The sequence below is a fragment of the Arthrobacter sp. 8AJ genome (assembly GCF_902506025.1).
Classification (GTDB): Bacteria; Actinomycetota; Actinomycetes; order Actinomycetales; family Micrococcaceae; genus Arthrobacter.
Window position 1 is genome coordinate 315,969 of the sequence record NZ_LR733289.1, and the last position, 12,148, is coordinate 328,116.

At 68.0% G+C, this 12,148-nt stretch carries 11 protein-coding genes; 7 read left to right on the plus strand and 4 right to left on the minus strand.

What is annotated here, in order from left to right; all coding sequences use genetic code 11:
* Nucleotides 1–94 precede the first annotated feature (94 nt).
* The 5 genes from BACI349Y_RS01510 to clpB all read left to right on the plus strand — a co-directional run bounded on the left by BACI349Y_RS01510 (nt 95) and on the right by clpB (nt 6,185).
* Nucleotides 95–505: a TOBE domain-containing protein gene (locus tag BACI349Y_RS01510; protein ID WP_159629819.1), complete on the plus strand. Its 411-nt coding sequence runs from the start codon at nt 95–97 to the stop codon at nt 503–505.
* Nucleotides 502–1,431, plus strand: coding sequence for a molybdate ABC transporter substrate-binding protein (modA, locus tag BACI349Y_RS01515; RefSeq protein ID WP_159629821.1), 930 nt, complete (start codon nt 502–504; stop codon nt 1,429–1,431). The genes BACI349Y_RS01510 and modA overlap by 4 nt, the downstream gene beginning before the upstream one ends.
* Nucleotides 1,431–2,315, plus strand: coding sequence for an ABC transporter permease (locus BACI349Y_RS01520; protein ID WP_159635033.1), 885 nt, complete (start codon nt 1,431–1,433; stop codon nt 2,313–2,315). Before modA ends, BACI349Y_RS01520 begins: the two co-directional genes overlap by 1 nt.
* Nucleotides 2,312–3,388, plus strand: a complete 1,077-nt coding sequence (locus BACI349Y_RS01525; protein ID WP_159629823.1) for a sulfate/molybdate ABC transporter ATP-binding protein — start codon at nt 2,312–2,314, stop codon at nt 3,386–3,388. The genes BACI349Y_RS01520 and BACI349Y_RS01525 overlap by 4 nt, the downstream gene beginning before the upstream one ends.
* Before the next feature lie 154 nt (nt 3,389–3,542).
* A complete protein-coding gene (gene clpB, locus BACI349Y_RS01530; protein ID WP_159629825.1) occupies nt 3,543–6,185 on the plus strand; it encodes an ATP-dependent chaperone ClpB in 2,643 nt (880 codons plus the stop codon).
* A gap of 43 nt (nt 6,186–6,228) precedes the next feature.
* On the opposite strand, the gene BACI349Y_RS01535 is transcribed toward clpB, so the two are convergent.
* On the minus strand, nt 6,229–6,909 hold the full coding sequence (locus tag BACI349Y_RS01535) for a septum formation family protein (protein ID WP_159629827.1): 681 nt from the start codon (nt 6,907–6,909) through the stop codon (nt 6,229–6,231).
* Nucleotides 6,910–7,180: 271 nt separating this feature from the next.
* Here BACI349Y_RS01535 and BACI349Y_RS01540 point away from each other — a divergent pair, with 271 nt between their 5' ends.
* Nucleotides 7,181–7,414: a DUF3073 domain-containing protein gene (locus tag BACI349Y_RS01540; protein WP_159635036.1), complete on the plus strand. Its 234-nt coding sequence runs from the start codon at nt 7,181–7,183 to the stop codon at nt 7,412–7,414.
* A 542-nt stretch (nt 7,415–7,956) separates the two neighbouring features.
* Here BACI349Y_RS01540 and BACI349Y_RS01545 read toward each other — a convergent pair.
* On the minus strand, nt 7,957–8,352 hold the full coding sequence (locus BACI349Y_RS01545; protein WP_159629829.1) for an alpha/beta fold hydrolase: 396 nt from the start codon (nt 8,350–8,352) through the stop codon (nt 7,957–7,959).
* Between the two features lie 123 nt (nt 8,353–8,475).
* Between BACI349Y_RS01545 and BACI349Y_RS01550 the strand changes: the two genes are divergently transcribed.
* The gene (locus tag BACI349Y_RS01550; protein WP_159629831.1) at nt 8,476–9,252 is read left to right on the plus strand and encodes a VOC family protein; all 777 of its coding nucleotides are present in this window, start codon (nt 8,476–8,478) and stop codon (nt 9,250–9,252) included.
* A 46-nt stretch (nt 9,253–9,298) separates the two neighbouring features.
* Here the strand turns inward: BACI349Y_RS01550 and purM are convergent, their stop codons facing one another.
* Both purM and purF read right to left on the minus strand, forming a co-directional pair.
* Nucleotides 9,299–10,444, minus strand: coding sequence for a phosphoribosylformylglycinamidine cyclo-ligase (gene purM / locus BACI349Y_RS01555; RefSeq protein ID WP_159629833.1), 1,146 nt, complete (start codon nt 10,442–10,444; stop codon nt 9,299–9,301).
* Nucleotides 10,441–12,111: an amidophosphoribosyltransferase gene (gene purF, locus BACI349Y_RS01560; protein WP_159629835.1), complete on the minus strand. Its 1,671-nt coding sequence runs from the start codon at nt 12,109–12,111 to the stop codon at nt 10,441–10,443. Before purF ends, purM begins: the two co-directional genes overlap by 4 nt.
* Nucleotides 12,112–12,148: the final 37 nt, after the last annotated feature.

Genomic DNA, 12,148 nt, shown 5'->3' on the forward strand with positions numbered 1-12,148 from the left:
CCGTCGAACGCCCTGCAGCCACGCGGCACGTTCATGACCGCTGCTGCGTCTTAAAACGTGCCATCAACCCTCATTTGCGGGCTAGAATCGCCGAATGGCACTTATCCGCGTTTCAGAGGCCGCCCGTTTCCTGGGGGTGAGCGACGATACCGTCCGCCGGTGGACGGAGCAGGGAACCCTCACCGCGCTGCGGGACCCCTCCGGCCGCCTGGCGGTGGACGGGCTGGAACTGGCAACGCACGCGCAGAAGCTCGCCCAGCTTCCCGATGACCCGAAGAGCGGCAGCAGTTCGGCGCGGAACCGGTTCATGGGCCTGGTGACCAACGTCATTACGGACAAGGTCATGGCGCAGGTGGAACTGCAGTGCGGGCCCTTCCGGGTGGTCTCGCTGATGAGCAGCGAGGCGGTGCGTGAGCTGGGGCTGGAACCTGGTGCCGTGGCCACCGCCGTGGTCAAGGCAACGACCGTCATCATCGAGTCGCCGAAGGGCCGGGCCGCCGCATGAGCCGGCAACCCGTCCGGTCCGCGGCTTCCACCCTCCGGGCCGCCGTCCCCGCACTGGCCGTGCTGCTGCTTGCCGTCCTGTCTGGCTGTGCCACGGCGGGCAATCCGGACGCGGGAACAAGTGCCGGCACCGCCACCGGTTCCGGCACCAGACCGGCAGGCGCCATCACCGTTTTCGCGGCCGCCTCACTCAAGCAGACCTTTACCGAACTCGCGAGCACTTTCGAAGCGGAACACCCTGGCGCGACGGTCACCTTGAGCTTCGCCGGGTCCTCGGACCTTGCCAGCCAGATCAACCAGGGCGCGCCCGCTGACGTCTTCGCCTCCGCGGACACGGCCAACATGAAGAAGGTGCAGGACGCCGGCCTCACCGAGGGAACGCCGGAGGACTTCGCCACCAACACCTTGGCCATCGCCGTGCCGCCGGGCAACCCCGCGAAGGTCGCATCCCTCCAGGACCTGGGCCGGCCGGGCATCAAGCTGGTGACCTGCGCCCGGCAGGTCCCCTGCGGGGCTGCCACAGCCAAAGTGGCGGAAGCGGCCGGCGTCGCGCTGAGCCCGGCCAGCGAGGAGAACGCAGTCACTGACGTCCTGGGCAAGGTCACCTCCGGCGAGGCGGATGCGGGGCTGGTCTATGGCACGGACATCAAGGCCGCCGGGACCAAAGTGGCAGGCATTCAGTTCCCGGAATCGGGGAGCGCGGTCAACACCTATCCGATTGCGGCCGTCGTCAACGGCCGGAACAAGGCCACCGCCCAGGCGTTCGTGGACCTGGTCACCGGTCCCGAGGGCCAGAAGGTCCTCGCCGCCGCGGGGTTCGGCCCGGCAGGATTCGGGCCGGACGGTTCCGGGTCAGCCACTTCCGGCCCGGGCAATTCCGGGCCAGCCACTTCCGGGTCAGCCAGCTCCGGCCCGGGCAGCCAGTGATACAGCGGCCAGGGAAACTACCCCAGGCGCGGCCGCGCACCCAGGCCGCCGCCTACTCCGGCATCCCCGCGTGGGTCCGTGCGCTGGCAGTCCTGGCGGCCGTCGTCGTCGTGCTTCCCCTGCTGGCGATGGTGCTGCGCGTTGACTGGACGCAGTTCATCCCGCTGGTGACGTCGGAGCCGTCCCTGACGGCTCTGGGGCTGAGCCTGCGGACCTCGGCGGCAAGCACCCTCCTGTGCATCCTGCTGGGGGTTCCCCTGGCCCTGGTCCTGGCCAGGGACTCCTTCCGGCTGCAGGGGCTGCTGCGCGCGCTGGTGCTCCTGCCCCTGGTGCTTCCCCCGGTGGTGGGCGGCATCGCCCTGCTCTACACGTTCGGCCGCCAAGGGCTGCTGGGGCAGACCCTGGAGGTGCTCGGGCTGCGCATCGCCTTCTCCACGACGGCGGTGGTCCTGGCGCAGACGTTCGTGGCGCTGCCTTTCCTGGTAGTGAGCCTGGAAGGGGCGCTTCGCACCTCCGGCTCCCGCTACGAGGCCGTGGCCGCAACGCTGGGCGCGCGCCCGGGCACCGTCTTTCGGCGCGTCACGCTCCCGCTGGTCCTGCCCGGACTGGCCTCCGGCGCGGTCCTGTCCTTCGCCCGCAGCCTGGGCGAGTTCGGCGCCACGCTGACGTTCGCGGGCAGCCTCCAGGGGGTTACCCGGACGCTGCCGCTGGAGATCTACCTGCAGCGGGAAACGGACCCGGACGCCGCCGTCGCGCTCTCCCTGGTGCTGGTGGCCGTCGCTGTCGCCGTGGTGGCGCTCGCATACCGGCAGCCGGCAGCGGCCCGTGCCGGAGCAGGGCAGCGGACGACGACGGCCGCACCGGCCGGAGGGGACGTCCGGTGACGCTGTCCTTCCAGGCGGCCGTGGCCGGGCGGGGTTTCGACGTGGACCTTGCCGTCCGGCCGGGTGAAACGGTGGCCGTCATGGGACCCAACGGCGCCGGCAAATCGACCCTGCTGGCCAGCATCGCGGGCCTGCTGCGGCCGGACAGCGGCCGCGCCGAACTCAACGGCAGGACGCTCTTTGACCTCGACGGCGGAAAGCCCTCCTGGGTGCCTCCTCATCACCGCGGCACCGCCCTGCTCGCCCAGGAGCCCCTGCTGTTTCCCCACCTGAGCGCGGTGGACAACGTCTCATTCGGGCCGCGCAGCGCCGGCGTCCCCAAGCGGGACGCGAAGGAGCGTGCCCTGCGCTGGCTGGCGGAGGTGGAAGCGGAACACCTCGCCGGGCGCCGTCCCGCCGAACTCTCCGGCGGCCAGGCCCAGCGTGTTGCCGTGGCCCGCGCGCTCGCCGCCGACCCCGCACTTCTGCTGCTGGATGAGCCGCTGACCGCCCTGGATATCCATTCCGCACCGCTGCTGCGCCGCCTCTTCAAACGGGTCCTCGCGGGCCGGCAGGCCATCATCGTCACGCACGATGTCCTGGACGCGCTGGTCCTTGCGGACCGGGTGGTCATCCTGGAAGACGGGAAGGTTGCAGAAGAGGGTCCCACGCGTGCCGTGCTGGAACGCCCGCGCAGCTCCTTTGCTGCCGGGCTTGCCGGACTGAACTTCATTCCCGGCACCCTCGACGGCGCCGGTGTGCGCACCAGCCAGGGCCTGCGGATCGCGGGGCACGACGAAGATCTGGGCGGCTCCGGGGAACCCGGCCGGCTGCCCGGGCCGGGCGGCCCGGGCGTGGCCGTGTTCCCGCCGTCGGCCGTGTCTGTGTTCCTCGACGACGCGCATGGAAGCCCGCGGAACTCGTTTGCCGTCACCATCACCGACCTCGAGCCCCATGGCGACCAGATCCGCGTCCGCGCCGGCAGCCTCGCCGCCGACATCACGCCGGCTGCCTCGGCGGACCTGGGCCTTGCTCCCGGGATGACGGTGCACTTCGTGGTCAAGGCCGCCGCCGTGTCCGTGTACGGCACGTAGCGCCAGGACCCGCCGGTGCGGGCCGGTGGGCGGGAAGGACTTCCGGCTCTGGACAGCTGTTACGCCGTGGGCAAACATGGCAGGGGAACCTCGCCGCGCAAAGTTGAGCGTAGTACACTCAACTTAGTCAACAAGCCCCCGAAAGGAGCTCTCTTTGGACGTCAAATTCACCACCAAGAGCCAGGAGGCTCTTTCCGCGGCGGCAATGAACGCCTCGACGGCCGGCAACCCCCAGGTGGAACCGGCCCACCTTCTCAAAGCGCTGATGGACCAGCGGGAGGGTGTGGCGGTCGCACTCCTCAAGGCCACGGGCACGGACCCGGATGCCGTCAGCGTCCAGGCCAGCAGCGCCATCAAGGCCCTGCCCGCCACTTCCGGCGGCTCCAGCCAGCAGGCGCAGCTGTCCCGCCCCGCCCTGCAGGCCATCCAGCACGCCAAGGAGGAAGCGGACCGGCTGGGCGATTCCTTCGTTTCCACCGAGGTGCTCCTGGTGGGCCTCTCCGCCGGCAATGATGCTGCTGCGCGCCTGCTGCGTGAAGCCGGTGCCTCACGGGAGGCTCTGCTCGCTGCCCTCCCCGGAGTCCGCGGCGACCGAAAGGTGGACAGCCCGGACCCCGAAAACACCTTCCAGGCCCTGGAGAAGTACGGAACGGACCTCACCGCCATGGCCCGCGCCGGCAAACTGGACCCCGTGATCGGGCGCGACTCCGAAATCCGCCGCGTGGTGCAGGTGCTCTCCCGGCGCACCAAGAACAATCCGGTGCTGATCGGCGAGCCCGGCGTGGGCAAGACCGCCGTCGTCGAAGGCCTGGCCCAGCGGATGGTGGCAGGCGACGTCCCGGAAAGCCTGCGCGGCAAGACGCTCATCTCCCTGGACCTTGGGTCCATGGTGGCCGGCGCCAAATACCGCGGCGAGTTCGAGGAACGGCTGAAGGCGGTCCTCGAGGAGATCAAGGGCTCCGAGGGGCAGGTGGTCACGTTCATCGACGAGATCCACACCGTGGTGGGTGCAGGCGCCACCGGTGATTCCTCCATGGACGCCGGCAACATGCTCAAGCCCATGCTGGCCCGCGGCGAACTCCGCCTGATCGGTGCCACCACCCTGGATGAGTACCGCGAAAACATCGAAAAGGACGCGGCCCTGGAACGCCGCTTCCAGCAGGTGTACGTGGGCGAGCCCAGCGTGGAGGACACCATCGGCATCCTCCGCGGCCTCAAGGAGCGCTACGAGGCGCACCACAAGGTTTCCATCGCCGACTCAGCCCTGGTAGCCGCCGCCACGCTGTCCAACCGGTACATCACAGGGCGTCAACTTCCGGACAAGGCCATCGACCTCGTGGACGAGGCAGCGTCCCGCCTCCGCATGGAAATCGACTCCGCTCCGGAGGAGATCGACCAGTTGCGGCGCCAGGTGGACCGCCTCACCATGGAGGAACTGGCACTGTCCGGAGAATCCGATCCCGCATCCGTGGAGCGGCTCGCGGCACTCCGCGCCGACAAGGCGGACAAGGAAGAGGAGCTTTCGGCCCTGAACGCCCGCTGGGAAGCGGAGAAGGCCGGCCTCAACCGGGTGGGTGACCTGAAGGCGAAGCTGGACGAACTGCGCTCCGCCGCTGACAAGGCCCAGCGCGAGGGCGACCTGGAGGCTGCGTCCCGGATCCTCTACGGGGAAATCCCGGCCCTTGAACGCGAGGTGAACGCCGCCGCGGAAGCCGAGGCCGCCGTGACGGACAAGTCCGCGCAGATGGTGGCGGAGGAAGTCACCGCGGAGGACATTGCAGAGGTCATCTCCGCCTGGACCGGTATCCCGGCCGGCCGCATGCTGCAGGGTGAAAGCCAGAAGCTGCTCCACATGGAAGAGGAGCTGGGCCGGCGCCTGATCGGCCAGGCCAAGGCCGTGACCGCAGTGTCCGACGCGGTACGCCGTGCCCGGGCCGGCATCAGCGACCCCAACCGCCCCACCGGCTCCTTCCTGTTCCTGGGCCCCACCGGCGTCGGTAAGACCGAGCTGGCCAAGGCGCTGGCGGACTTCCTGTTCGACGACGAACGCGCCATGGTGCGTATCGACATGTCCGAGTACGGCGAGAAGCACAGCGTCGCCCGCCTGGTGGGGGCCCCTCCGGGATACGTGGGCTACGAGGAAGGCGGCCAGCTGACCGAGGCCGTCCGCCGCCGTCCGTACTCCGTGGTGCTGCTGGATGAGGTGGAGAAGGCGCACCCCGAGGTGTTCGACATCCTCCTGCAGGTGCTCGACGACGGCCGCCTCACCGACGGGCAGGGCCGCACCGTGGACTTCCGCAACGTGATCCTGGTGCTGACCTCCAACCTGGGCAGCCAGTTCCTGGTGGACCAGTCCCTGGACGCCACGGCCAAGCGCAACGCCGTTATGGCCACGGTGAACGCATCCTTCAAGCCGGAGTTCCTCAACCGGCTCGACGAGGTGGTGCTGTTCGACGCCCTCACGGTGGACGAACTGGCCCACATTGTGGAGCTGCACGTGGAAGAGCTGGGGCGGCGGCTGCGCGAACGGCGTCTCACCCTGGAAGTCACCGACGGCGCCAAGGCGTGGCTGGCATTGTCCGGCTACGACCCCGCCTACGGCGCCCGGCCACTGCGGCGCCTGGTGCAGCGTGAGATCGGCGATCGGCTGGCCAAGGCCATCCTTGCCGGTGGGATCAGCGACGGCGACACCGTGGTGGTTGACACCGCCGCTGACCTGGGCGAACTCACCGAGGGCAACGTCGACACGCTGACGGGTGCCCCGAGCTCCGGCCTCTCAGTGCGGCGGAAGGACTAGCCGGCCTGCAGGGCTGGGGAGTGCGGCCCTGGCGGTTTGACCGTCAGGGCAGCACGCTCGCGTTGATCACGTTGCCGCCGTCGGCAGTGACGTAGCAATCCACCCTGCGGTCCCCGGACTCCCAGCTGGTGTTGCTGGGAAAGCTGCGCTGGTAGTTCAGCTGGAACTGCTTGGCCGCCGGGCCGAGCTTCGCTGCCTGGCAGACTTCCAGCGCCTTGGCCTTGAGCGGGTCAGCCCCCGGATACTTGGCGCTGTCCGGGTAGTGGAGCGTGGACACCAACTGCGCCGAATGGCCCGTGTCGCAGGGCACCACCGTGGACGCCAGGGCCTGGGGATCAAAGTCCTTGAAGCAGTCACCTACCGCGTAGGCTGCCGGCGCAACCCCGTCGCGGGGCAGGGGCTGGGGAGTGGCCGGCGGAGTGACGGCGGTCTGCAGCACGCCCGGCGCTGCGCTTTTTGCAGTGTCGGTGCCGGGAGCGGAGTTCAGCCACACGGCGAGCCATGCCAGCGAGCCGGCCACGGCGAGGATGACGACGATGAGGAACGCTTTCCAGAACGCAGGCCTCCTGTTGGCCCGCCTTTCCGGCCCGGGATCCTGGCGCGGCTGGGACCAGGTTACAGACTCCGGAGCGGGCGCCGAACCGGCGTCCCCGCCCTTGACTATTGGCAGGCTTCCGGTCCGCGGTGGCAAGGCTGGTTTCGGCGGGATGTCCTGGTGGTTCACGGGTGCGCATCCTCCTGGGTTTGGTACCGCGGCTCGCCAAAGGCCACACAAAATCGGCAGTTCTTAAGTGACTCTACCGAAGAAAAATCCCGGAATCCCGCGGGCGCAGGTGCGTGATGTTACCCCACGCGGGCGTCCGGGCCATGAGGCGGCAAGCAGGGCCCGCCGAAAGCATGTAATCTAGGTGTACGACAAATTGACCAAACATTCCGGGGCCTCACCGATCGCCAAGGTGACCACCTCCGGTCCAAGTACAAAAGGGGGTCACGCCATGGGGCGCGGCCGTCAAAAGGCAAAAGCTACCAAGCAGGCTCGGGACATTAAGTACTACTCCCCGAACACTGACTATTCGGCACTTCAGCGTGAGCTGACGGGTCCGGGCAGTCGTTCGACGAGCCGTTACTCGAATGAGCCGGTTGAACCGGACTATTCGGCTTATGTGGATAAGTACGCGGATGATTTGGATGACGATGACGACGAGGTAGACAACCGTCGCATCGGCTAGTTGTCGCCGGCAGCGGCTGCCTCTTTAGGCAGTGCACGCCGGTCTCAATAATCTTCGCCTCGCTGCTTCTTCTGCAGCGCTATCGGTGCTGACCGCAGTCAAAAAAGGTCCGTTGGGCCACACCTGTTTCCGGTGTGCCCCAATGGACCTTTTGCCGTTCCCGGCTAATGCGCGCGGCGCCTGACGGGCATGAGCGTCCGGGGAGGACCTTCGGCTGCCAGGAATGGGAGCATAAGGCTGGTGAGCGTGGCAGGCTGCTCGAGCGGCAGGCCATGGGACGCCCCGGAATCACCGCCAGCTGCCCATTGGGCAAAGCCTCATACAGGGAGATGGTGTGCGGCAGGGTCACAATGTCGTCGTCCCCCACCGCCACCAGCACCGGCTGCTGGATACTCGAGATTTGGGACGTAGTGAGCGAAGGCTCGGTGCTGATCAGCTGCATGCCTTTCCGGGCTACCGCCTCAAAATGCCCGGGTCCGTCAGGAGAACGCTCGGCGTAGGCCCGGCCAAGCTCCTGTAACACCGGCGAGTCCGGGTCCATGTCAACGGGCTGGATGCCCGTCCACGTGGTAGTTGGTGCCGATGACCACCATTTTCGCCACCAGGTCCGGCCGCGCCAGTGCCACGAGGAGGGCAATGATGCCGCCGTCGCTCCAGCCGACGAGGTGGGCGGGGCCGGCGGCCACCTTCTCGAGGACGCTGACTGCCTCCCGCGCCATATCGCTGTAGTGGAAGTCGGCATCGGTGTCGGCGGTGTATCCATGGCCGGGGCGGTCGAAGGCGATGAGCCGGTAGTGTTCCGCGAGTCCGGCGCCAATAGTGCCAAGAAGGGCATCACTGTTGCTGAGGCCGCCGTGCAGCAGCAGCAGTGAAGCGCCATTGCCGCCGCGGTCCTCCAACCATGTCGGGTGTCCATTGATATCTACGATGCCGGCCATGTGTTCTCCCGTTCCGGATCGACGTTTTCCCGATGATGCCGCTGATCCCTGAGCCCAGTTGTGTGGAGGCTATTGTGCCCCTCACCCCTTTGCTGCTCAAGGGGTCCGTGTAGCCTTGCCTGCATGGCATTAGTTGAGGGATACCGTCACGGCGAACCCTGCTGGGCGGATCTGCAGACCCCGGATGTTGCGGCTGCCAAGGACTTCTACGGGCGGCTCTTCGGCTGGACGTTCCAGGACTTTCCCACCCCGGACGGCCGCAGCTACGCGCAGGCCTTTATCCGTGGCCGGTTGGTGGCCACTATTGCACCGCAAAGCCCCTTGCAGCTGCAGGCCGGCACCTCCGCAAAATGGAACGTCTACTTCGCCGCCGCAGACGCTGCGGATGTACTGGAGGAGGCTGCCCACGCAGGAGGGGCCGCCGAATTCGGGCCGGAGACGGTGGGCGATACCGGTGTTCTGGGCTTCCTTGCCCCTCCCGGAGGCGGAACCACAGGCATCTGGCAGGCAGGAAGCCACTACGGCAGCCAATTATTCAACGAGCCGGGCGCGCTGGCCTGGGCGGAACTCTTCACGCCCGAGCCCCAGGCCGCCGTCGGCTTCTTCCAGCAGCTTTTTGGGCATGAGGTCACCGAGTACCCGCAGGACGACGGCGGCAGCTACAGCACGCTGCTCGTCGACGGCAATGAGGTGGCCGGGATCATCCCTGCCGATGAGGGCGACGAAGCGGACTGGCAGATCTACTTCGGCACGGCAGACGTTGCCGCGGCGGCAGCGGCCGTCCAGGCAGCGGGGGGAGAGGTCCTCGTCGAGCCGGACGAGCGTCCCGCCGACGGGTCACTCGCCACCATCAGGGACCCGCAGGGCGGCGTCCTCAACCTGATCCAGACCGCCGCTTAAACGCCAAGTGCTCCCCGCCGGTGGAGGGGAGCACTCAAAGAAAGCTTTAGGCGTAGGCGTTGACCAGGCGGACAGCGCCGCCGTCCACACCCTTGGCGCCCTGGACGTAGTCAGGTCCGGACTTGAGGATGGAGTCTGAGTCCTCGGTGACCGTGCCCATGATCCAGGACGGCAGGCCCCGTTCGTTCAGGCGCGCGACGGCGGCATCCGCGGCGTCGGGGGACACGATGGCCACCATGCCCACGCCGAGGTTCAGGGTACGTTCCAGGTCGGCCAGCGGAACGTTGCCCAGCTCGGACACCAGCTTGAAGATGGCGGGCAGTTCCCACGTGGCACGGTCCACCGTGGCCACCAGGCCCTGCGGGAGGACGCGGGCCAGGTTGGCGGCAAGGCCGCCACCGGTGACGTGGCTGAAACCGTGGACGGCCGCGCCGGCGCTGACCGGGAAGGTACGGGCCAGGTCCAGGCAGTCGGCCGCGTAGACGCGCGTGGGTTCCAGGAGTTCCTCACCCAGGGTGCGGCCCAGTTCGGAGACCTGGCGGTCCAGGGCCCAGCCGGCGTGGTTGATGACGCGGCGGACCAGGGAGTAGCCGTTGGAGTGCAGGCCGGAGGAGGCCATGCCGATCACGACGTCGCCGGCGCGGACGCGGTCCGGCCCCAGCAGCGCATCGGCTTCCACGACGCCGGTGGCTGCACCGGCGACGTCGTATTCGTGTTCGCCCAGCAGGCCGGGGTGCTCGGCGGTCTCGCCGCCCACCAGGGCTGTGCCGGCCACGGAGCAGGCAGCGGCGATGCCACGGACGATGCCGGCGATGCGCTCGGGGACCACCTTGCCGCAGGCGATGTAATCGGTCATGTACAGGGGCTCGGCGCCCACCACCACGATGTCGTCCACCACCATGCCCACCAGGTCGAACCCGATGGTGTCGTGGATGTCCATGGCCTGGGCGATGGCGACCTTGGTGCCGACGCCGTCCGTGGAGGTGGCCAGCAGCGGCTTCTTGTAGGTCAGCAGCCTGGAGACATCGTAGAGGCCGGCGAAGCCGCCCACCCCGCCGATCACCGAGGAGTTGTGGGTTGCCTTGACGGCATCCTTCATGAGCTCGACGGCGCGGTCCCCGGCTTCGACGTCCACGCCCGCGGACGCGTAGGTGATGCCGGCGTTGTCTGCGGCGGGGCTGGCGGAGGTCATACGGAGTCCTTTTTGTCGGCGCTGGTGGCGGCGTGTACGTCGGGCACGAGGTCGGCTTCGGTCAGCAGGTTCTCGAATTCGGAGTCGGGGCCGGGATCGCAGCCCGTGGCGCCGGCCTTTTCCGCCGGGTCCTCGGTGGCGTCGACAGCCAGGGCGGCCGTTTCCCCGGGAAGGGCCGCCGGGGAGGGCTTGAGGCCGCCCAGGTCGGTGCGCTCCAGGAGGTTCTTGCCCAGTTTGTCCGCGTCCGGAAGCTTGATGGGGTACTTGCCGGTGAAGCAGGCGGTGCACAGGCGTTCGCGCGGCTGCCGGGTGGCGCCGATCATGCCGTCCTCGGAGATGTAGGCCAGCGAGTCGGCGCCGATGGCCTGCGAAATCTCTTCGATGGTGGCGCCGTTGGCGATCAGTTCGGCGCGGGAGGCGAAGTCGATGCCGTAAAAGCAGGGCCATTGCACCGGCGGGGAGGAGATCTTGACGTGCACGGCGGCGGCGCCGGCCTCCCGGAGCATCCGGACGATGGCCCGCTGGGTGTTGCCGCGGACGATCGAGTCGTCGACCACCACCACGCGCTTGCCGCGGATCACGGACTCAAGGGCGTTGAGCTTGAGCCGGATACCCAGCTGGCGGAGGGTCTGCGAGGGCTGGATGAAGGTACGGCCCACGTAGGAGTTCTTGACGAAGCCGTGTGCGAACGGAATGCCGGATTCCTCGGCGTAACCCACGGCTGCAGGGGTGCCGGACTCCGGGACGGGGATGACGATGTCCGCTTCGTGGGTGTTTTCGCGGGCCAGCTGGCGGCCCATCTCCACGCGGGACTCGTAGACGGAACGGCCGGCGATCGCGGCGTCCGGACGGGCGAGGTAGACGTACTCGAAAACGCAACCGGCCGGCGTCGGCTCTGCAAACTTCTTGGACCGCACGCCTTCTTCGTCGATGGCGATGAACTCGCCGGGCTCGATCTCGCGGATGAAGCTGGCACCCACGGTGGCCAGTGCGGACTGTTCGGAGGCGACAACCCAGCCGCGTTCCAGGCGGCCCAGGACCAGCGGGCGGATGCCGTAGGTGTCGCGGGCTGCGTAAAGGGTGCCTTCGTCCATGAAGACGAAGCAGAAGCCGCCCTTGATCTTGGGGAGAAGCTCGGTGGCGGTCTCTTCCAGGCTCTTGCCCGGCTCACCTTCCAGCAGTGCGGTGACCAGTGCGGTGTCCGAGGTGTTGCCCTGCTTCATTTCGCCGGTGAGCTGCCCACCGTTGCGCTCCGTGATCATGGCGTTGAGTTCGGCGGTGTTGGTCAGGTTGCCGTTGTGCGCCAGGGCCACCGTGCCGGTGGAGGTGGCGCCCAGGGTGGGCTGCGCGTTGGCCCAGTGGCTGGCGCCGGTGGTGGAGTAGCGGCAATGGCCCACGGCCAGATGCCCGGTCAGGGTGTTCAGCGTGGTCTCGTCGAAGACCTGGGATACGAGGCCCATGTCCTTGTAGACGTTGATCCGCTTGCCGTCGCTGGTGGCTATGCCAGCCGACTCCTGACCGCGGTGCTGCAGTGCATACAGCCCGTAATAGGTAAGTTTTGCTACTTCTTCACCGGGTGCCCAAACACCGAAGACGCCACAGGCATCCTGGGGTCCTTTTTCGCCGGGAAGAAGATCATGGGAAAGTTTGCCATCGCCGCGTGCCACTGATCGATTATCGCACGTTATGGGGTATGACTTTCCC